Genomic DNA, 19,235 nt, shown 5'->3' with positions numbered 1-19,235 from the left:
ATATTTTTAAGTGATTATTCTTTTAAATCAATTTTTTTTAATTTTTAAATAAATTGCCGGTAAGAACGTTGCAATTACAAAAGATAAAAATAATAGAGATTGAGATATAAAAGGATTAAATAATTCTTTTGACATTAATACACCAACTAACAAACTTTTTGAAAAATCTGGAGATGGAAACAATAAAAATCCTCCAATCAAACCTGCAATTATTGCTTTATAAGCCAACTTCTCTTTTAATTTTTTATTATAAAAACTATAAAAAATTGTGAAGACAAAAGCACAACAAAATAAATCTGCTAATAAGAATAAATATAAAATACTAAATCCTTTTGAAGCTACAAAAAATGCAATTAAAGATAATCCAATAATTATATATTTTGATAATTTTAGATAATCAGTTTTCTTATCTAAATTAAGAGCTGCTTTTCCATCAACTACTATCAGGCTAGATATCGCATTAATTAAAGTATCAACTGTAGAAATAGTTAGAGCTAAAGCTAAAATTACAATTAATAAAGAAAGGTATTTCGTATTTTCATTTAATAAAAGTGTAAAAAATCCTAAATCTGGAATAACTTTTGAGTTTACCGAAACTGCAACTAAACCTGAAAAACCCATAAAAAATACAATTGGAATAATTATAAAAAAAGAAACTAAAAGACTTTTTTTTAAAGTTTCAAAGTTCTTTGCTGCATACACTCTTTGCCAATTTCCTTGATGAAATAAATTTGTAGCTGCAACTGCAATAAAGAAAGTTAATCCAGCTGTATAACTAGGTAAATAATTAGAGCTTACTAGATGAGGACTTTTTTCTTTTATAAATGATAAAGAAAATTGATCAGCATTAAAATTCAATATGTAATTAAATGAGATGATTAACAATATAAAGATCACTATCATTTGAATATTATCAGTAAAAATAGAAGCTCTCAAACCTCCATAAAGAGTGTAAGCCAATGTTGATAAAATGATTATTAAGGATGTGATCCATAATTCTGTACTAGATATAAAATTAATTAAAAAAGCAACCGCAGTTAGCTCTGCACACAGAAATATAAACATATAAAATATGCTCATCAATAAAACTAATTTAAATAAACTTTTACCAAATTTTTTTCTCACAAATTCAATTAAAGTTGATCCTTGTTTAAAATCTTTTCTAATTTTTTTTCCAAGGAATATAAATGCAATCATTGGAAATGCAGTTCCTAAGGCATAACCAATTACAGCGCCCATTCCTCCCCAAGTAGCTGCGGATGCAGGGCCAAACAAAATCCAAGCTCCTAAAGCTGATGCAACTAAACTTAAGGTTAATGAAAATGATTCTATATTTCTATTAGCAGTTAAATAATTGGATAAACCTTTAAATTGTTTTGAATAAAATATTCCTAAAAAACTAAAGACTAAACTGATTGATATAACTAATAAAAGTGAGTTTGATTGACTTACTAAATAATTTTCCATTTTATCCCTTTCTGAATTACCGGACAGGTTCTAAGGGTTTAATCTCAGTCATTAATGACACCCCGTTATGTAAATATTAGATTAAATTAAATGTTTTTCAATAAGATAATATAGAGTGAATATTATCAGTGAAATACATATCATTATAAAAGTTTTTTCTTGATTGCTCATGACCTTTTGTTTTCCATTATTTCAATCATACATTGCGTAGCGTATTCTCTCCACTCAGAAGATGATTTATTTTTTAAACTATTTAAGTGATCTCTGTTATTTTTGATATCTTCTTTATGTTTTATCTTGTCAGCTTCATCTAATTGTAATTCCATATTATTTAAATTATTTTCCATAGCTGATATCCAATCATTTCCAAGTTTTACACACTTTTCATCATTTTTTTCGTCACAAATTTGTTTAAAGAAATTAAAAATAACATCATCAGTTTTATTTAAATTGCCCATCACTCTTAATAAACCTATTATTAGTTGATTATTGTAACTGCTAATTTTATATATTACTAGAATGAAAGAATATAATATTGCGTGTATTGCTGGAGATGGAATTGGAAAAGAAGTTCTTCCTGAAGGTATTAAAATTTTGAATGAAACTGCTGAAAAACATCAATTTAAAATTAATTTAGAAGAATATGATTTTGCTTCATGTGATTATTATGAAAAACATGGAAAAATGCTTCCAGATGATTGGAAACAAAAATTAAGCAAACATGATGCCATATTTTTTGGAGCAGTTGGAATGCCTGAACGAGTTCCAGACCATATATCATTATGGGGATCATTACTTCAGTTTAGAAGAGAGTTTGATCAGTACATAAATTTAAGACCTGTAAAATTATTTCCAGGAATAAACCCACCATTAGCTAATAAAAAGCCGGGTGACATTGATATGTTAATTGTTAGAGAAAATACCGAAGGTGAATATTCATCAGTTGGTGGAAGAATGTTTAAGAATAGCGATAGAGAAATTGCTATCCAAGAAACAATAATGTCGAGGCATGGAGTAAATAGAGTTCAAAAGTTTGCTTTTGAATTAGCTAAAACAAGAAAAAGAAAAAAACTTACAAATGCTACAAAATCCAATGGCATTTCAATTACAATGCCATTTTGGGATGAAATATTTAATGAAAATAAAAAACTTTACCCAGATATAGAAACAGATCAGTTTCATATTGATATCTTAGTTGCAAGATTTGTTTTAAATCCAGAATGGTTTGATGTTGTGGTGGCGTCTAATTTATTTGGTGATATTTTATCAGATCTTGGTCCAGCTTGTACAGGCACTATAGGCATAGCTCCATCTGGAAACATTAATCCTGAGAATAAATTTCCATCACTGTTTGAACCTGTTCATGGATCTGCTCCTGATATTGCAGGTCAAGGTATAGCAAACCCAGTTGGTCAAATCTGGTCTGGTGCTATGATGTTAGATTATCTTGGAGAAAAAGAAGCGGCCAATTCAATAGTTTCATCGATTGAAAAAACTTTAGAAAATAAAAAGAATAGAACAAAAGATTTGGGTGGTGAATCTGATACCGTTACCTGTTCTGAACAAATAAAAAATAATCTCTAAATTATTAAATCATTAATCTGCTTTTCAGCATCATTGATTGACTTTTCATAATCAAGAGCCATTTGATCTGCACTGATTACTTCGATTTTTTCTATTCCAAAAAAATTAAGTATAAATTTTAACCAAGGCGTTAAAAAATCTTCGTTACTATTAAGTTTTGTACCACCAGAGGTAATAACCAAATATGCTTGTTTATTTTTTAACAAACCCTCTCTTCTACCGTTGGGTTTAAATCTAAAAGTTTCCCCTACTCTTGCAGCAAGATCTGACCAAGCTTTTAGTGTTGCTGGAGGTCCGTAATTATAAATTGGGGCTGAAATAATTATAATATCACTATCTTTCAATTCTTGTACAAGTTTGTCTGATAGCTCAAACATTTTTTTATGTTCTGGGGTTTGGTCTTTTTCATCAATATTCATTCCAGACTCTGTTAAGCCTGATACAAAAAGCATTTCATCATCAAGATCTCTATAAATTATTTCATCCTCTGGTTTTTTTATTTTATCTAAAAGTTTTTTAGCTAATGCTCTAGAAGTTGAACCTTTTTTTCTTGCACTTGAGTCTATTTGATAAATTTTCATAAATATTTTTTATCCGATATTTTGTAAAAATGGAAAAATATTTATTAAATAAAAACCTAAAAATTGTAATTTATTTGTTAAAATTAAAATTCCAGTAGCTAAAAGTAAAATTCCTCCAATTTTAGAAATTCTATTTATATGTTTTCTCATATTTTTTGAAAAAATTAAAAATCTCTGAATTAAGTACCCTGATATAATAAATGGCACAGCTAACCCTAAAGAATAAAAACTTAAAAGCAAAATAGCTCTAAACAAAGTTTCCTCTATTGAAGCTAAAACTAAGATTGAACCTAGTATTGGACCGATACAAGGCGTCCAACCAAAGCCAAATGCAAAACCAATAATTACTGGAAAAAAAAAGCTATCAAACTTTTTAAAATCAAATCTTTTATCCATGTTTAAAAAACCAATATTAAAAACACCTAATAACTGTAAAGAAAAAAAGATAATTACCAAACCAGCCAATAATCTAAAGGATTGAGAATTCTGTAGTAAAGTTTGACCTAAGAAGGATGCTGATGCACCAAAGGTTATAAAGACAATTGAAAAACCAATACAAAATTTTATCAGTGGAGCAAGATTGAAATCTTTTTTTTCAGTGATTTCTTTTAGAGATTGTCCTGATACAAATGAAATGTAACCAGGTATTAATGGTAATACACATGGTGAAAGAAAACTAATAAGACCAGCTCCAAAAGCTAAAAATAATTCTAACATTATCCTGTATTTTTTATTGCCGCAGAAATTCCTGCGATAGATGTCATTAACGCATCATTCAGATATTTTCTATCTTTATTATTAATTTTTTTTGAATTTAATTTATTCATAATTTTTGCTTGTAAAACATTCAAAACTTCTGTGTAATTATTTCTTACATATAAGCTTTTTCTAAAATTCTTTCTTTCTCGTAAAATTTCCTTAGGTGTAATTTTTTTATGAAGTTTCACTAAATTATCAAATTGAAACCTGAGTTTTTTTCCAACTCTTTTCAATTTTTCATCTGCTAAGTTATCTTCATAAATTTTAGATATTTCAGGATCTACTTTTGAAATAACCATATCTAAAATATCCATTGTTGAAGAAAAAAAAGGCCAATTTCTTTCCATGTCATTAATTGTATTTTTAAATTTTTTAATTGAAGCATATCTTAAAGCTTCGCTTGTTCCTAACCATGCTGGTAGAAGAAGTCTAATTTGCGTCCAGGCAAAAACCCAAGGAATTGCTCTTAAGCTTTGAATACTATCAACATTTCTTCTTTTTGTAGGTCTTGATCCTATAGATAATTTTCCAAGAGCTTTATGAGGAGTTACAGTTTTAAAATATCTTATAAAATCTTGATTTGAGATAATGTTCCGTCTGTAAGATGAAGTAGAAAGATCTGTCATTTTCTCAATTAAATTTCTCCATTGTATTTTTGATTTGGGTGGAGGATTTAATGAAGCATCCATTACTGCACCAATGTAACTACATAAATTATATTCCGCTAATGGTTTATATCCATATTTCTGTTGAATAACCTCACCTTGATCAGTAATTCTTATTCTTCCATTAACAGTATTTGCTGGTTGAGATTTTAAAGTTGCCTGTATAGGTCCGCCTCCTCGTCCAGGTGATCCACCTCTACCATGAAAGAAGGTAAGTGTAATTTTATATTTTTTTGCTAAGTCTCTTAATTCCTCTTCTACTTTATATTGATGCCAACTAGATGATAATTTTCCAGCATCTTTACTAGAATCTGAATAACCTATCATTACTTCCTGCTGATGATTGATTAATTTTCTATACCAACTTAAAGAAAATAAATTTTCCATTATCTTTTTTCCATTTTTCAAATCATCTAAGGTTTCAAGTAACGGAACAACTCGCAAATAATTTTTAATTTTTGCTAATTTTTGTAAATAATAAACATCAAGAATATCTGAAGAATTTGATGTCATCGAGATAACATAAGCGCCCAAACATTCTGAAGGTTGTTTAGATATTATTTCGAAAGTTTCCCAAACTTCCTTATTAAGTTTGTTTGATATTTTTATTTTTTTTAAATCTTTATTTTTATTATTAAAATATTTTGAAATTTTAGAAATCTTATCGTTTTCTGATAAATTTTGGTATTTGAGATCATACTTTTTAGTAAAAATTTCATTTACTAAAGCTAGATGTCTTGATGACTCCTGTCTAATATCTAGTTTTGCAAGATTTATACCAAAGCATTTTGCTCTTCTTATAAGATCTAAAAGATTTGAATTTCCTACCCTTCTATCATTATTCTCATTAAGAGATTTTCTGACATCTCTTAGGATACTAATCAATTCATCTTTATCATTAAATAACTTTTCTTCATTTAACTTTTTATTTTCATTCAAATGTTCTTCTATATTAATATGAGTGTATCTAATCTTATCTCTAATTGGTCTAAGAAATACACGATAAGGTTCATAAGAATTTTTTGAAAAGTTTTTTATTTTTTTTGAACAATTTTGCATTGATAAATCTTGAATCAACTTTGTAAGTTCTTTGTCATACAATTTTGCTGCTTGCCATCTTGAAAAAAGAATTGCTTTAGATGTGACTTTTGAAGTTACATTTGGATTGCCGTCTCTATCTCCACCCATCCAAGAACCAAACTCTAATGGGTTAAAATCTTTTGATAAATCTTTGCCATAGTTCTCTCTAAAAATTTTATTTAATCTCTTATAAACTCTTGGAATTGTGTCCCACAGACTATCTTCTATGATTGCAAGTCCCCATCTCGCTTCATCTAACGGAGAAGGTTTTGAACGTTTTAATTCATCTGTTTTCCAAATAATAGTGATCTCACTATAAAGAGATTTGTCAATTTCTAAAATTTTTTTATTTGATTTTGTATGTAAATGTCTTTGTTCAAGTAACTCAATTAACTTTGCATACTTTTGAATAAGAGTTCTTCTTTTTACTTCAGTTGGATGCGCTGTAAGTACTATGCCAATTTTTAATTTCTGAGCTAAATCATAAATTTTCTTATTTGGAATAGATTTATTTTTAAAAAAATTTTCAAATATTTCTTCAATAAATAAACTTTTAGTTTTTTTATTTTTATTCTGTTCTATTTCATTTAACGTATGCGAAGTATCTAAAGCTTCAGCTAAATTCATTAAATTACAAAAGTGATTAAAAGATCTTGTTAACTTAAAAATAGTTTCAGAATTCAAATTTTTAATTTTACTCAAAACTCTTTCATGAGGATTTTTAGATTTTATAAGAGATAAATTTGGTTTTGATAATAACCTTGTTTCTTCTACTAATTTATAAAATTTATCTCCTTCTTGTTCTCTTAAAACATCACCGAATATTTTTCCAAGTAATCTTATATCTTCCCTCAAAAATTTAGTGGGAATTCTGTCGTAATATAGATCTCTTTTTTTCATCAAACTTCTTTGACAACTTTACTTTTTTGCTCTCCTAAATGATCAACTTTAAGATGCATCAAATCTCCATCTTTTAAAAACTGTGGTGGATCCATACCAAGTCCAACACCTGGTGGTGTGCCAGTTGTAATTATATCGCCTGGCATTAAGGTTATGAAACTGCTCAAGTGTTCAATTAAATAATTAAAGTCAAATATCATTAAGTTTGTATTTCCAGTCTGGTGCCTGTTGCCGTTTACATCTAAGGATAAATTTAAATTGTTTAAATCTTTTATTTCATCTTTAGTAACCAAATAAGGTCCAAGAGGCCCAAATGTATCTCCTGATTTTCCTTTTACCCATTGTCCGCCTTTATCTTTCTGCCAATCTCTCTCGCTAATGTCGTTACAAATACAATAACCAAAAACAAAATCTTGAGCATCTTCTCTTTTGACTCTTTTAGCTTTTTTTCCAATCACCATTGCTATTTCAACTTCATGATCAAGTTTTTCTGAATTTTTTGGTATAACAACATTGTCATTTGGTCCAACCAAGCAATGAACAGATTTGTTAAATACCACTGGTAATTTTGGAGCTTCAGTACCAGTTTCCTCTGCATGTGCTTTATAATTTAAACCTATTGCAAAAAAATTTCCGGGTTTTTTAACACATGATCCAACTCTTATATTTTTATCAATCTCTTTTAAATTTTTTAAATCTAATTTTTTTAAGTTTTTTAAATTATCAAAATTTAAAGTTTCAGCTGAAAAATCATTTATATGATTTGATAAATCTCTAATTACACCCTTATCGTCTAGTGCCGCTGGAATTTCATTTCCAACCTCACCAACTCTTAAAAGTTTCATTTTTAACCTTTAATACCTAGATGAGTATACTTTATATTAAGATAATCTTTAATGGCCATTGATCCACCCTCACGACCATAACCTGTTTGCTTGATACCACCAAAAGGAGCTTCTGCTATTGCAACTAATGGAGTATTAACTGCTACAGTTCCTGTTTCCATTAACTCGGATGTTCTGTGTGCTTTTTCCATTGAATTTGTGCAAATATAACTACACAAACCTAAATCATTATTATTAGCTCTTTCAATTACTTCATCAAATGATTTAAAAGATAGCATTGGAACTAAAGGTCCAAATGGTTCTTCTCTCATAATCGTAAAATCATCTTTCACATTATCAAAAACAGTTGGTTCATAATAAAAACCTTTATTAAAACCAGAAGGTCTTTTTCCACCTAATAAAACAGTAGCACCCTCTTGTTTTGTTTTTTCAACCAAAGCTTCTACTTCATTTAATCTTTTTTGAGTTGTTAAAGGACCAAGCTGAGTATCAGGATCCATACCATCTCCAATTTTAAGTTTTTTTATTTTGTCTATAAATAAATTTGTAAATTCACTTTTTTTATTCTCTTGGATGTAAAATCTGTTTGGTGAAATACATACTTGACCATTATTTCTAAATTTTGCTGCAATAGCCATATCTGTTGCTTTATTTAAATCAGCATCATCAAAAACTATAAAAGGTGAATGACCACTTAACTCCATAGTAACTCTTTGGACTTTATCAGCAGCTTGTTTTAAAATTAATTTACCAACTCGTGTAGATCCAGTTATTGAAATTTTTTTAATTATATCAGATGAAATTAATTGAGAAGCAATTGCTGGTGGATCACCTGATAATAAATTAACAACGCCTGCAGGAACGCCACATTCTCTACAAATGTCAACTAATTCCATCACTGTTCCTGGTGTAATGGTGTCTGGTTTAACAATTACAGAACAACCAGCTGCAAGAGCTGTAGAAATTTTTCTTGAAGACAAAACTAATGGAAAGTTCCAAGGTGTTAAAGCAGCAACTACACCAACTGGCTGATAATAAACATGAACTCTTGTTTCTTCAAATCTACTTTCAACTGTTTGACCATAAATTCTTTTAGTTTCTTCTGCGTTCCATTCAAAAATATCTGCAGCAGCACCTACTTCACCTTTTGCTTCTGCGAAAGGTTTGCCAACTTCTAAAGTCATCCATTTTGCTAATACATCTTGTTTTTCTCTCATCTTGTCTGCAATTCTTCTGATGATATACGATCGTTGCCAAGGGGAAGTTTTTTTCCAAACCTCCAATCCTTTTTCAGCAGACTTTAATGCTCTATCAACATCTTCTGATGTTGCCTTAGATGCTTTTCCTAAAATTTCTTCGTTTGCAGGATTAATCACTTCATACGTGTTATTATCTGAAGAAGGAGACCATTTTCCGTCAATAAACTGTCCAAATTTTTCGTACATAAAAAATTAATAACCGAGGTTGTATCAGATTTGCAATTAAAACATAATAATATTTTTGTAACAATGTTAAAATAAAGCATTAAAAAAGGAGGTAGAATGAAGTTTGTTGTATTAGGAAAATACTCAACACAAGGTCTTGCTGGTTTTGTAAAAAACCCTTCTGATAATAGACAAGAAGCTGCAAAAAAAATAACTGAAGCTGCTGGTGGAAAACTTATTGATATGATGACTCTAAGAGGAGCATATGATTTCATCGCTATTATTGATGGGCCAGATTTTGAAACTATGGCTGGAATGAAAATGTTGATGCAATCAACTGGCACAATTGAAGATATGAATATAATGGAAGCCGTTGACTTCAATAAAGCTGCAGAGAAAGCAGCAAAGGCTGCTTCAGCTTATAGACCTGTTGGGAAATAATTTAGGTAAAAAAAATTCCCCTTTTGAAGAGACAAAAGGGGAATAAGGGTAGAGAAAAAATAAAAATTTAATTAAAAATTTTGAGCTCTATGTACTAATTTTTTGTAAAATGTGAAGACTTTTTTTATGAATTTTTATATAAAGTTGGAAACATTTTGCCAGCTAAATCATCCCCATTTTTGTAGCCATTTTGCTCCATAATTGCTCTTTCTTCTCGAGCCCAATCACCTCGGTATTCAATTTTTGATTGTTCTTTAGCCATTCTTAAGGTGAACCTATGAATATCAGATTTTGGGGTACTTTCGTATAATCCACCATGTAGAGTTCTAATATCAAAATACACACAATCCCCAACTTCAAGATCCCATTCTAAATATTCATAATCATCTTTATTTTTCAATATATCAGGAGTGACCTCATATTTTTTTCCATTAACAATTCCAGCTTCACCATCAACCAAATGACCATCGTTAAATCTTGTTCTTAAAAATAATTTATTCCATAGATGAGAACCTTTAATCCAAGCAATCCCCTCTTCTTTTTTAACTGGCTCTAAAGGTAACCATAAAACACACATTGAACCCTCAAAATCAAAATAAGAAATATCATGATGAAAAGGTGGTTTTGATTTAGAGCCAGCTTCTCTATAAAACCAATTGTCCATAACTAAATTAATTTCTTTTGCTTCAAGAAGTTCTGATGCAATTTTTGGTGTTGGTGAGTTAAAGACAAAATCTTTAAACTCAGGAATTAAATTCCATGTCCAAAAATCTTCATAGTAACTTGGAGAACTTTTAACTTTTGTGTGATTAACGAACCTTGGACTAGGATTGGATTTAGCTTTCTCAAAACCTTCTTTTAATTTGTTTATCCAGCAATGATCAAATTTTCCTTTAATTAAGACTGCGCCATTTTGGTTATACTCATCAATAAGGCTTTTTTCTAATATTTGACTCATGATAATTTAGTTAAATTATGCTAACCTTATATTAAAAATGAATACTCTAAAAGACAGTTTTGGAAGATCTTTTCCCTACATCAGATTATCAATAACAGATGTTTGTAATTTTAAGTGTGGATACTGTTTACCAAATGGATATCAAATAGACAAAAGTGACAATCGAACTTTTTTAAGCGCAGAAGAAATTGGAAGATTATCAAAAGCTTTGTCTGAATTAGGTGTTTGTAAAATAAGATTAACTGGAGGTGAGCCAACTGTAAGAAAAGATTTTTTTGATATTATAAAATTAATAAAATCAAATTCAGGTATAAAAAAAACTGTAATTACTACTAATGGTTATCATTTAGATAAAATTGCATCTAAAATTAAAGATAGTGGTCTTGATGGAATTAATATTAGTATTGATAGTTTAAATAGAGCAACATTTAAAAACATTACAAGTCATGACAGATTACCAGAAATATTAAAAGGTATTGAAGAGTTACAGAAACTTAATTTTAAAAATATTAAAGTAAATGCTGTTCTTCTAAGAGGCGTTAATGATAGTGAAAAAGATTTTAATGAGTGGTCACAATTTATTAAAAATAATGAAATAGACTTTAGATATATTGAATTAATGCAAACGGGAGATAATTTAGATTATTTCAATAAATATCATGTGCCTGCAACAAAGTTTACTGATTATTTAAATGGTAATAATTGGATAATTCAAACACTAGGAAGAGATGCTGGGCCATCCAAAAATTATATTAATTCTGAATTCAAGGGAAAGTTTGGAGTAATTGCACCCTACTCAAAAGATTTCTGCAAAAGTTGTAACAGATTAAGAATTACAGCAAAAGGTGACTTAAGATTATGTTTATTTGGAAATACAGGGATTAACATAAGGCATTTAATGCAAACAGATGAACAAATTGAAGAACTGAAAGATTTAATTTTAAAACAATTAAATTTTAAAAAAGAGTCTCATTATTTAGAGCTTGGTGAAACAGGTTTAACTAAAAATTTATCAACTACTGGAGGATAATGAAAAATCTAAAAGTTGTAGACCAACAATCATTAAAAGATTGGGCAAAAGAGATATTTCAAAAAAACTCTTTTAACATGGTAGACGTATCTTCAAAGAAAGAAACTTTCAGAAGAGCATTAGCTTCAGGAAAAATTTATGTGGGTAAAGAAGTATTTGGATTAATTAAAAATAAAGAGATGCCAAAAGGTGATCCTATAACTTTAGCTGAAGTTTCTGCTGTATTGGGTGTAAAAAAAACTAGCGAATTAATTCCTTTATGCCACCCACTTCCAATTGATCATACTGCTACAAAGATAATTATGAATGAAGAAGATAATTCCCTGGAAGTATTTTGTGTAGTGTCTGCAGTTGCGAAAACTGGTGTTGAAATGGAAGCGATAATGGGGGTGAATGCTGCATTAACAACAATTTATGATCTAAGTAAAATTGTTAATCCTCATTTAAAAATTGATAATGTTAAGCTTCTAATTAAAGAAGGTGGAAAAAATGGTTTATGGACCAATCCAGATGGATTACCTAAATTTCTTGAAAACATTTTTTAATTTAAATGTCTGTTCATCTTAGTTCTCAAAAAATTATTAAAGATTGGATCGATTATAACGATCATATGAATGTAGCTTATTATCTTTTAATTTTTGATAAGTTTGGAGCAGATAATCTAAATAGAATGTTTAAGATGGGTGAAGAATCTGCAAAAAGTACTGGTATGAGCACTATGATTGTTGAAACAAATATAACTTATAACCAAGAACTTAAGCTTGATGATGAAGTAGATATTAACTTATTATATTTTGATCATGATAAGAAAAGACTTCAATACAAAATGGAAATGATAAATAAAAAAGAAGGATATTTAGCATCGACCTTTGAAGCACTAGCGCTTTATGTGAATTTGAACACTCGTAAAGTTTCAGAATTTGAAGAAGAAAAATTAAAAATAATGGATGAATTTATAAGTAAAAATCAATCAGGCTTTATTAATGAGAATTTAAAATTTTCATCTAAATTAAAGAAATGAAAATAATATTAGAATTATTCGGGGCTAGTAGAGATTTTAGTGACAAAAATATTTTGGAATTTGATTTAAAATCTCAAATAACCATAAAAGATTTTAAAAATGTTCTCTTAAATTTTATTGATGAAACTTTTAATGGAAATGAAAATTTTAAGAAAATAATTAATTCCTCTGCTTTTTGCTCTGAAGATAATGAAATAATTAGCGACAATTATAAAATCACAAAAGATCAAAAAATAGGTATTATCCCCCCAATTGGAGGAGGTTAATGCTTCATACTAAAATCATAGATACAGAAAAAGAAAGAATAGAAATTTCTAATGCTGAAAAATTTATTGCCTCATCAAAATTTGGAGCATCAATTTTTTTTACTGGGACAGTAAGAGATTTTAATGAAAATAAAAAAGTCACAGGAATAACATATGATAGCCATGATGCTATGGTTATAAAAAGCTTTAAAGAAATCTATGAAGAAACTGAACAAAAACTTAATATTACAGATAAGGCGGTTTATATTGAACATGTGAAAGGTTATGTAAAACTTGGTGAGATGAGTATTATTATTGCTGTTGCTTGTAAGCATAGAGATCAAGCATATGTTTTATCAAGATATATAATTGAAGAAATAAAGAAAAGATCACCAATTTGGAAAAAAGAACATTATGAAAATGAAGATAGTAAATGGTTGAAAGGTAACCCAATAAATAATGAAAAAATTTAAATACTCAGAAATAACACCCGAAAAGATTTATAATAATAGAAGAACATTCTTAAAAAATTTAGGCTATGGAATTGGTGGTATTGCTTTCGCAAATAATGCTTTAGCAAACACAGATTTATCTAAACCAACATCTTATAAAGATATAACTACTTACAATAATTATTATGAGTTTGGCACTAGTAAAGGAGATCCTTATAAAAAATCCCAAGATTTTAAAACAAGACCATGGACTGTAAGAATTGAGGGAGAAGTTGAAGAACCTATAGACTTACCTATAGATGAAATTCTAAATTCATTTCCGTCAGAAGAAAGAGTGCAAAGATTAAGATGTGTTGAAGGCTGGTCAATGATCATACCTTGGATGGGTTTTTCGCTCAGCGAATTACTAAACAAAGTTAAAATAAAACCTGAGGCAAAATTTGTAAAATTTGAAAGTGTTTATGATCCAGAAAACATGGTTGGACAACGAAGAGCAGTATTAAATTGGCCATACGTTGAAGGATTGAGATTAGATGAAGCAATGCATCCTCTAACAACTGTTGTGACAGGATTATATGGTAAACCGCTACCAAATCAAAATGGAGCACCTTTAAGAATATTCATTCCATGGAAATATGGATTCAAAAGTGGCAAAGCTATTGTAAAAATTGAGTTGGTAAAAAAAATGCCAATGACTGCTTGGATGTGGGCATCACCAAGAGAATATGGTTTTTACTCTAATGTAAATCCAAATGTAAATCATCCAAGATGGTCACAGGCCACTGAAAGAGTTATTAATGGTGAAGTATTTTCTCCAAGAGTAAAAACTTTAATGTTCAACGGTTATGGTGATGAGGTTGCTCATCTATATACTGGCATGGATTTAAAGAAAAACTTTTAATGCGTAAAATATACAAGCCATCAATATTTTTTCTCAGTCTAATTCCTTTAATACTTATCGTTTATAAAACTTTTACTAACAATTTAGGTCCAGAACCAATTAAAGAAATTACTCATCATACAGGAGAATGGGCTTTATTATTTATCATATTTACTCTTGCAATGTCGCCTTTAAAAAAAATTACTAATTTAAATATATGGATTTCGTTTCGTAGGATGCTTGGTCTGTTCGCTTTTTTTTACGCATCTTTACATTTAATGACTTATGTTGGTTTAGACTATAGATTTGATTTGGAAAATATTTCAAGAGATATACTTACAAAGAAATTTATCTTTATAGGTTTTGCTGCATGGTTGTTATTAGTTCCTCTTGCAATAACATCTTCCAAAAAAATGATGGGTATTTTAAAACATAACTGGAAAAAACTTCACAGATTAACTTATATAATAGCAATATTTGCTGTAGTTCATTTTATTTGGTTAGTAAAAAGAGATCTCACTGAACCTTTAATTTATCTTTTTATAATTTTAGCTTTATTAGCATTTAGAATAAACTTTAAATCATCCTCAAAAGTCAGCTAACTTATCTAAGTCTTTAAATATTTTTTGAGAATTCACTTTAATTATAGCTGCTTCTTCTTTTAAACTTTTAACCATAAATTTAGCTCCAACATCACCTTTAATTTTTTTAAATTTTGAAATTACAGAAGAATTGAAACCAATGGGATTGCCAATTTTATTTTTAAACTTTAATAAATGAACAGGATTATCTTTTTTATCTATAGAGTTATAAATTTTATTTATATGACTTTTTTTTATGAATGGCATATCAGATTGAACAATCAAAAAACCTTTTGAAGTTTTATTTACTTTTTTAATTCCTGTTTTAATTGATGAAGCAATTCCAGATTTATAATTCTTATTCAATATAAATTGAATTTTTTTGTTTTTCGTTACTGCTTTTTTTACTAATGAATGTTCGTGTCCTAAAACAATTATAATTTTTTTAACTTTGCTTTTTATTAGTTGATTTAAAATATGATTAATTAATGTTTTTCCTTTAAATTTTTTAAGGAGTTTGTTTTCTTTTGGAATTCTTTTTGATTGTCCTGCAGCAAGTAATATTGCTGATATCATCGTATAATTCTTTCTAAGAATTTTATTAAATAATCATTTTTATTTATAAATTTTGTGAAACAAATAGATTGAGGAATACCATGACCATCTGCGGGGCCCATATTGTGATCTGCATCTGCCCATTTACACGTTGTAGGTTTAAGTTCGCTATAATCTATAAAATTTACTCCTTTGATATCTTCAAAAAAAGACAATGTTTCTGGAGTTTCAAATTTATCTTTGTTGTGTACGAATATAATTGAATTAATTGATTGAGATTTTTTTAGTTCATCAAAGTTTGATTTTCTAAAAAATCCCCATTCAGGGTATTTTTTTTTCCAAATTGATTTTTTTCCAAATGCAGCTGGATTGATTGCAATAGTTCCTTTTATTTTGTCTGAATATTTAGACTGCAAATTTAATGACGCCCAGGCTCCAGCTGAAAAACCTGAAAGAACAATATGTTCAAATCCCATTTCATTAAATTTATTCAATTCATTAAGGATTATTTTTTGTCTTTTAATATTTTTTGTCTCATCTTCAACAATTTCAATATTGCCTGTTTCCTTAAGTTGATCTCTATATTTTTTCATTGTTTTCAAAGACATTCCTTTTACTCCCGAGCAAAGGCGATAAATCTTAATGGTTAAACCTTTAATTTGTTTGTTGTGAAGTTTTAATATTGCAGGAACTGTAGCTCCATTCCATGTATATCCCAATTTTGGTTTTTTTTGACATTTATCCTTGACCATGTCGTAATCACTGCCATGATTATCAATTATTAATAAAGTATTTCTCTTGTCATTTATTTTATCAATTGAATAAGTTTTTCCTTGATTATCAACAAACGTGCTTTTCTTTAAAATTTTATCTAAATCCTTATAGTCTAATGTACTTGCTGAGATATTAGTTGAGATAAAAAAAAATAAAAAAATATAAAGTAATTTAATCATTACTTTGTATAAGTTACTGAAACAAGTTGTGCAATAATAGATAAAGCAATTTCTGGGGCTGATTTGCCTCCAAGTTTAATTCCTATTGGACCATGTATTGAATTTATCTGCTCTTCATTAAACCCAGCTTCTTTCAATCTTTCACATCTATTAGCGTGTGTTTTTTTACTTCCTAATGCACCAATGTAATAAAATTTATTTTTCAATCCATATTGTAATGCTGGATCATCTATTTTTGGATCATGTGTTAAAGCAATTAGTGCTGTACTTTCGTTTGTATCTAACTCTTTGAAAGCTTCATCTGGCCATTTATTAATTATTTTCATATTGGGAAATCTTTTTTCAGATGCAAAGTAACCTCTTGGATCAATGATAGAGATTTCAAAATTTAAACTTTTTGCAAAATCAACTAAATATTGAGCGATATGTACGGCCCCAACTATAACAACTTTTATTGGTCTAACGTATGATTCAACAAAAACATTTGTTCCATCAATTACACCATTATTTTTTGATTTATAGAAATTTATTATCTGATCTTTATAACTTTCAAACTCTCCAGTTAATTCATTTTCATTATGGTAAATTGTAGAATTTCCATTCTCAAGATTTGTAATTATTGCAAATTCTTTTTTTTGTTCCTTTAGGTTAATAATTTCTTTAAGCAGTGACTGTTTCATTTTTATTCAATCTTACGTTGATACTATAATTAGGATCAATTCTTTGTTTCAATAATGCTGGTATTATTTCTTTATAAGTTTCAATCAAACCATTTTTTGCTTTAGGTAGTTGATCTTCAAGATGATGATACAATTTTTTTAAATTATAAGATGGAACAGTTGGATATATGTGATGAACACAATGATATTCCATTTTCCAATATAAAAAACTCAATATTGGATTTAAGTGCATGTCTCTTGAAGATAATCTGTGATCTTTCACGTTTCTTGCAAGTCCAGCATGTTGAGCAAATGCAACAATTCTATGCATAGTTTTTCCATAAAATATTGGAAGTAACAAAAACAAAACAGGCAACCAAGTTTTAAAAACTATTGAACTAAATATTATTAAAAGCCAAATTACTAAATAAATCCTAGAAATTAAAATAGCTCTTGGTTTTGCATTATCTGGAATGCACTCTTTCATAACTTTGGTTTCAATACCTAATGAATGCTTAATAATTTCAAAAGAAATGTGATTTTTTAAATATAACAAGTCTGCAAAAGGTATGCAGTTAATTAAAAAACTTTTTGGAGTTTTTTTTAAATCATTGCCATATAAAATTTCATGATCATAAGGATCTTTTGTTGAGTATGTATTTTTATGATGAACAAAATGAGTAAACTTCCACCTTGTTGGTTCAAACATAGCCATAAACGAAGATAAATGAAAAAAAATTGAATTTAAAATTTTTGAATTAAAAGCAGTATTGTGACTAGTTTCATGCCAAATTGCATTTACAAAATTATATATATTTCCATAAATTAAAAACCAAAAGATCGACCAATAAGTTCCCCATGTAAAATATGCGATAAATCCTACAGCAAATAACAATACAAAGTATCCGCTAACATGTAATAATCCTTTGATGTCAGATTTTTGTGAAAGTTCTTTAAGAATAGATTTATCTATTTTGCACTTAAAATAATTGTTAAGCTCTACTTGCATTAATTGAATTGCTCTAAATAAACAGCTATTTCACCACCACAAGCTAGGCCAATCTCCCAGGCACTTTCATTTGAAACCTTAAACTCTAATTTTTTGAATGGTTTATTGTCTTTTATCAAAGACATAGACTCTCTTACAACTGCGGACTCTACGCATCCACCAGAAACAGAACCTGAAAAATCGCCTTTTTCATTGATAATCATTCTGCTACCTGTGGGTCTTGGAGATGATCCCCAAGTTTGAATAACTGTTGCTAAGACAACTTTTTGATTGGCATTAATCCAATCGTTTGCTTCTTCTAGTATTTTTTCATCAAATGAATTTTTCATCTGATAAAATATAAAACTATACTAACAAGCTTCAACAGCTTTTTTAGCGTATAATGAAACTAGATTTGCTCTGTATTCAGATGACGCATGCATATCAGAGTTCATCTCACTATCATCAAGTTCCATTCCTTCAATAGCTCCTGATGAAAAATCTGATGAAAGTTTTCCTGATAAATCTTTATCAATATAAACACAAGATTTTGCACCTGTTACGGCTACGTTAACTCCATCTTTATGTTTAGCAATAAACACACCAACTATTGCATATCTTGATGCAGGATTTGGATGTTTTTGATAGTCAGCTTTTTCTGGAATAGCAAATTCTACAGCTTCAACTATCTCACCTTTCTTTAAAGCAGTTTCGAACATACCTTTGAAAAATTTATTGGCTTCAATTTTTCTATCATTAGTATGGATGACTGCATTTAAAGCCATACAAGCTGATGGATAACAAGCTGATGGGTCGTTGTTTGAAATAGAACCACCAATTGTTCCTCTATTTCTAACTTGTGCATCACCAATATTACCAGCAAGCTTTGCCAGGGCAGGAATTGCTTTTTGAACATCTTTTGATGAAGCAACATCTGCATGTTTAGTTGTAGCTCCTATTTTAACTGTCTTGCCACTTACTTTGATACCAGAAAGTTTACTTATTTTCTTAATATCAATTACATCTTTATAAGTTGCTAATCCTAACTTCATTGATGGAATAGAAGTCATTCCTCCAGCTAAAAAAGCAGAATTAGAAGATGCAAGTTTAGATGCTTCTTTTACATCTTTTGGTGCATGATAATTAAAAGTTTTCATAATTAACCTC

23 protein-coding genes are annotated in these 19,235 nt (G+C 28.8%); 9 read left to right on the top strand and 14 right to left on the bottom strand.

Annotated features, from left to right (window positions below; genetic code table 11):
- Positions 1-27 precede the first annotated feature (27 nt).
- Both ACTT9P_RS03420 and ACTT9P_RS03415 read right to left on the bottom strand, forming a co-directional pair.
- Positions 28-1,467: a sodium:solute symporter family transporter gene (locus ACTT9P_RS03420; protein ID WP_440909292.1), complete on the bottom strand. Its 1,440-nt coding sequence runs from the start codon at positions 1,465-1,467 to the stop codon at positions 28-30.
- A 167-nt stretch (positions 1,468-1,634) separates the two neighbouring features.
- The gene (locus ACTT9P_RS03415; protein ID WP_440909291.1) at positions 1,635-1,925 is read right to left on the bottom strand and encodes a hypothetical protein; all 291 of its coding nucleotides are present in this window, start codon (positions 1,923-1,925) and stop codon (positions 1,635-1,637) included.
- A 61-nt stretch (positions 1,926-1,986) separates the two neighbouring features.
- Here ACTT9P_RS03415 and ACTT9P_RS03410 point away from each other — a divergent pair, with 61 nt between their 5' ends.
- A complete protein-coding gene (locus ACTT9P_RS03410; protein WP_440909290.1) occupies positions 1,987-3,051 on the top strand; it encodes a tartrate dehydrogenase in 1,065 nt (354 codons plus the stop codon).
- On the opposite strand, the gene ACTT9P_RS03405 is transcribed toward ACTT9P_RS03410, so the two are convergent.
- The 5 genes from ACTT9P_RS03405 to ACTT9P_RS03385 are packed head-to-tail and all read right to left on the bottom strand — an operon-like array spanning position 3,048 to position 9,326.
- Positions 3,048-3,632 (bottom strand): FMN-dependent NADH-azoreductase, encoded by a 585-nt coding sequence (locus tag ACTT9P_RS03405; RefSeq protein ID WP_440909289.1) that lies wholly within the window; start codon positions 3,630-3,632, stop codon positions 3,048-3,050. The two genes, ACTT9P_RS03410 and ACTT9P_RS03405, sit on opposite strands and share 4 nt — an antisense overlap.
- Before the next feature lie 9 nt (positions 3,633-3,641).
- On the bottom strand, positions 3,642-4,349 hold the full coding sequence (locus tag ACTT9P_RS03400; RefSeq protein ID WP_440909288.1) for a cytochrome c biogenesis CcdA family protein: 708 nt from the start codon (positions 4,347-4,349) through the stop codon (positions 3,642-3,644).
- On the bottom strand, positions 4,349-7,036 hold the full coding sequence (gene ppc / locus ACTT9P_RS03395; RefSeq protein WP_440909287.1) for a phosphoenolpyruvate carboxylase: 2,688 nt from the start codon (positions 7,034-7,036) through the stop codon (positions 4,349-4,351). Before ppc ends, ACTT9P_RS03400 begins: the two co-directional genes overlap by 1 nt.
- The gene (locus ACTT9P_RS03390) at positions 7,036-7,881 is read right to left on the bottom strand and encodes a fumarylacetoacetate hydrolase family protein (protein ID WP_440909286.1); all 846 of its coding nucleotides are present in this window, start codon (positions 7,879-7,881) and stop codon (positions 7,036-7,038) included. The genes ppc and ACTT9P_RS03390 overlap by 1 nt, the downstream gene beginning before the upstream one ends.
- Before the next feature lie 2 nt (positions 7,882-7,883).
- Positions 7,884-9,326, bottom strand: coding sequence for an NAD-dependent succinate-semialdehyde dehydrogenase (locus ACTT9P_RS03385; protein WP_440909285.1), 1,443 nt, complete (start codon positions 9,324-9,326; stop codon positions 7,884-7,886).
- 96 nt (positions 9,327-9,422) lie between these two features.
- Between ACTT9P_RS03385 and ACTT9P_RS03380 the strand changes: the two genes are divergently transcribed.
- Entirely contained in the window at positions 9,423-9,746 is a 324-nt protein-coding gene (locus ACTT9P_RS03380; protein ID WP_014952957.1) for a GYD domain-containing protein, read from the top strand.
- Between the two features lie 124 nt (positions 9,747-9,870).
- Here the strand turns inward: ACTT9P_RS03380 and ACTT9P_RS03375 are convergent, their stop codons facing one another.
- The gene (locus ACTT9P_RS03375; protein WP_440909284.1) at positions 9,871-10,704 is read right to left on the bottom strand and encodes a phytanoyl-CoA dioxygenase family protein; all 834 of its coding nucleotides are present in this window, start codon (positions 10,702-10,704) and stop codon (positions 9,871-9,873) included.
- Between the two features lie 37 nt (positions 10,705-10,741).
- Here ACTT9P_RS03375 and moaA point away from each other — a divergent pair, with 37 nt between their 5' ends.
- The 7 genes from moaA to ACTT9P_RS03340 are packed head-to-tail and all read left to right on the top strand — an operon-like array spanning position 10,742 to position 14,934.
- Entirely contained in the window at positions 10,742-11,734 is a 993-nt protein-coding gene (gene moaA / locus ACTT9P_RS03370) for a GTP 3',8-cyclase MoaA (protein WP_440909283.1), read from the top strand.
- On the top strand, positions 11,734-12,279 hold the full coding sequence (gene moaC, locus ACTT9P_RS03365) for a cyclic pyranopterin monophosphate synthase MoaC (protein ID WP_440909282.1): 546 nt from the start codon (positions 11,734-11,736) through the stop codon (positions 12,277-12,279). The genes moaA and moaC overlap by 1 nt, the downstream gene beginning before the upstream one ends.
- Before the next feature lie 5 nt (positions 12,280-12,284).
- Positions 12,285-12,755 carry a thioesterase family protein gene (locus tag ACTT9P_RS03360; RefSeq protein ID WP_440909281.1) on the top strand — a complete coding sequence of 157 codons (471 nt, stop codon included), beginning with the start codon at positions 12,285-12,287 and terminating at the stop codon, positions 12,753-12,755.
- Positions 12,752-13,021 (top strand): molybdopterin biosynthesis protein MoeD, encoded by a 270-nt coding sequence (locus ACTT9P_RS03355; RefSeq protein WP_440909280.1) that lies wholly within the window; start codon positions 12,752-12,754, stop codon positions 13,019-13,021. The genes ACTT9P_RS03360 and ACTT9P_RS03355 overlap by 4 nt, the downstream gene beginning before the upstream one ends.
- Positions 13,021-13,473, top strand: coding sequence for a molybdopterin synthase catalytic subunit (locus ACTT9P_RS03350; protein ID WP_440909279.1), 453 nt, complete (start codon positions 13,021-13,023; stop codon positions 13,471-13,473). Before ACTT9P_RS03355 ends, ACTT9P_RS03350 begins: the two co-directional genes overlap by 1 nt.
- On the top strand, positions 13,460-14,353 hold the full coding sequence (gene msrP, locus ACTT9P_RS03345) for a protein-methionine-sulfoxide reductase catalytic subunit MsrP (RefSeq protein WP_440909278.1): 894 nt from the start codon (positions 13,460-13,462) through the stop codon (positions 14,351-14,353). The genes ACTT9P_RS03350 and msrP overlap by 14 nt, the downstream gene beginning before the upstream one ends.
- On the top strand, positions 14,353-14,934 hold the full coding sequence (locus ACTT9P_RS03340; RefSeq protein WP_440909277.1) for a sulfite oxidase heme-binding subunit YedZ: 582 nt from the start codon (positions 14,353-14,355) through the stop codon (positions 14,932-14,934). Before msrP ends, ACTT9P_RS03340 begins: the two co-directional genes overlap by 1 nt.
- On the opposite strand, the gene ACTT9P_RS03335 is transcribed toward ACTT9P_RS03340, so the two are convergent.
- Genes ACTT9P_RS03335 through ACTT9P_RS03310 form a run of 6 tightly spaced genes read right to left on the bottom strand, consistent with a single transcriptional unit; the run spans position 14,920 to position 19,225 of the window.
- Positions 14,920-15,489: a nucleotidyltransferase family protein gene (locus ACTT9P_RS03335; RefSeq protein ID WP_440909276.1), complete on the bottom strand. Its 570-nt coding sequence runs from the start codon at positions 15,487-15,489 to the stop codon at positions 14,920-14,922. The genes ACTT9P_RS03340 and ACTT9P_RS03335 overlap by 15 nt on opposite strands.
- Positions 15,486-16,421 carry a hypothetical protein gene (locus tag ACTT9P_RS03330; protein ID WP_440909275.1) on the bottom strand — a complete coding sequence of 312 codons (936 nt, stop codon included), beginning with the start codon at positions 16,419-16,421 and terminating at the stop codon, positions 15,486-15,488. The genes ACTT9P_RS03335 and ACTT9P_RS03330 overlap by 4 nt, the downstream gene beginning before the upstream one ends.
- The gene (locus tag ACTT9P_RS03325; RefSeq protein WP_440909274.1) at positions 16,421-17,101 is read right to left on the bottom strand and encodes an XdhC family protein; all 681 of its coding nucleotides are present in this window, start codon (positions 17,099-17,101) and stop codon (positions 16,421-16,423) included. The genes ACTT9P_RS03330 and ACTT9P_RS03325 overlap by 1 nt, the downstream gene beginning before the upstream one ends.
- Positions 17,082-18,089 carry a fatty acid desaturase gene (locus tag ACTT9P_RS03320; protein ID WP_440909273.1) on the bottom strand — a complete coding sequence of 336 codons (1,008 nt, stop codon included), beginning with the start codon at positions 18,087-18,089 and terminating at the stop codon, positions 17,082-17,084. Before ACTT9P_RS03320 ends, ACTT9P_RS03325 begins: the two co-directional genes overlap by 20 nt.
- Positions 18,089-18,418 (bottom strand): XdhC family protein, encoded by a 330-nt coding sequence (locus ACTT9P_RS03315; protein WP_014952945.1) that lies wholly within the window; start codon positions 18,416-18,418, stop codon positions 18,089-18,091. Before ACTT9P_RS03315 ends, ACTT9P_RS03320 begins: the two co-directional genes overlap by 1 nt.
- 21 nt (positions 18,419-18,439) lie before the next feature.
- Entirely contained in the window at positions 18,440-19,225 is a 786-nt protein-coding gene (locus ACTT9P_RS03310; protein ID WP_440909272.1) for an FAD binding domain-containing protein, read from the bottom strand.
- Between the last annotated feature and the right edge of the window lie 10 nt (positions 19,226-19,235).

This window comes from Candidatus Pelagibacter sp. (genome assembly GCF_052048095.1).
In the GTDB taxonomy this organism is placed as follows: Bacteria; Pseudomonadota; Alphaproteobacteria; order Pelagibacterales; family Pelagibacteraceae; genus Pelagibacter.
Note: the sequence above shows the minus strand (reverse complement) of the source record. Positions and strands in the feature narration are given on the sequence as shown.

Coding starts and splice junctions, on each gene's coding strand:
- ACTT9P_RS03330 (WP_440909275.1), bottom strand. CDS start 16,421: ATGATTAAATTACTTTATATTTTTTTATTTTTTTTTATCTCAACTAAT.
- ACTT9P_RS03360 (WP_440909281.1), top strand. CDS start 12,285: ATGTCTGTTCATCTTAGTTCTCAAAAAATTATTAAAGATTGGATCGAT.
- ACTT9P_RS03410 (WP_440909290.1), top strand. CDS start 1,987: ATGAAAGAATATAATATTGCGTGTATTGCTGGAGATGGAATTGGAAAA.
- ACTT9P_RS03375 (WP_440909284.1), bottom strand. CDS start 10,704: ATGAGTCAAATATTAGAAAAAAGCCTTATTGATGAGTATAACCAAAAT.
- moaC (WP_440909282.1), top strand. CDS start 11,734: ATGAAAAATCTAAAAGTTGTAGACCAACAATCATTAAAAGATTGGGCA.
- ACTT9P_RS03310 (WP_440909272.1), bottom strand. CDS start 19,225: ATGAAAACTTTTAATTATCATGCACCAAAAGATGTAAAAGAAGCATCT.
- ACTT9P_RS03355 (WP_440909280.1), top strand. CDS start 12,752: ATGAAAATAATATTAGAATTATTCGGGGCTAGTAGAGATTTTAGTGAC.
- ACTT9P_RS03385 (WP_440909285.1), bottom strand. CDS start 9,326: ATGTACGAAAAATTTGGACAGTTTATTGACGGAAAATGGTCTCCTTCT.
- ACTT9P_RS03380 (WP_014952957.1), top strand. CDS start 9,423: ATGAAGTTTGTTGTATTAGGAAAATACTCAACACAAGGTCTTGCTGGT.
- ACTT9P_RS03390 (WP_440909286.1), bottom strand. CDS start 7,881: ATGAAACTTTTAAGAGTTGGTGAGGTTGGAAATGAAATTCCAGCGGCA.
- ACTT9P_RS03335 (WP_440909276.1), bottom strand. CDS start 15,489: ATGATATCAGCAATATTACTTGCTGCAGGACAATCAAAAAGAATTCCA.
- ACTT9P_RS03315 (WP_014952945.1), bottom strand. CDS start 18,418: ATGAAAAATTCATTTGATGAAAAAATACTAGAAGAAGCAAACGATTGG.
- ppc (WP_440909287.1), bottom strand. CDS start 7,036: ATGAAAAAAAGAGATCTATATTACGACAGAATTCCCACTAAATTTTTG.
- ACTT9P_RS03320 (WP_440909273.1), bottom strand. CDS start 18,089: ATGCAAGTAGAGCTTAACAATTATTTTAAGTGCAAAATAGATAAATCT.
- ACTT9P_RS03400 (WP_440909288.1), bottom strand. CDS start 4,349: ATGTTAGAATTATTTTTAGCTTTTGGAGCTGGTCTTATTAGTTTTCTT.
- msrP (WP_440909278.1), top strand. CDS start 13,460: ATGAAAAAATTTAAATACTCAGAAATAACACCCGAAAAGATTTATAAT.
- ACTT9P_RS03350 (WP_440909279.1), top strand. CDS start 13,021: ATGCTTCATACTAAAATCATAGATACAGAAAAAGAAAGAATAGAAATT.
- ACTT9P_RS03340 (WP_440909277.1), top strand. CDS start 14,353: ATGCGTAAAATATACAAGCCATCAATATTTTTTCTCAGTCTAATTCCT.
- moaA (WP_440909283.1), top strand. CDS start 10,742: ATGAATACTCTAAAAGACAGTTTTGGAAGATCTTTTCCCTACATCAGA.
- ACTT9P_RS03405 (WP_440909289.1), bottom strand. CDS start 3,632: ATGAAAATTTATCAAATAGACTCAAGTGCAAGAAAAAAAGGTTCAACT.
- ACTT9P_RS03420 (WP_440909292.1), bottom strand. CDS start 1,467: ATGGAAAATTATTTAGTAAGTCAATCAAACTCACTTTTATTAGTTATA.
- ACTT9P_RS03415 (WP_440909291.1), bottom strand. CDS start 1,925: ATGGGCAATTTAAATAAAACTGATGATGTTATTTTTAATTTCTTTAAA.
- ACTT9P_RS03325 (WP_440909274.1), bottom strand. CDS start 17,101: ATGAAACAGTCACTGCTTAAAGAAATTATTAACCTAAAGGAACAAAAA.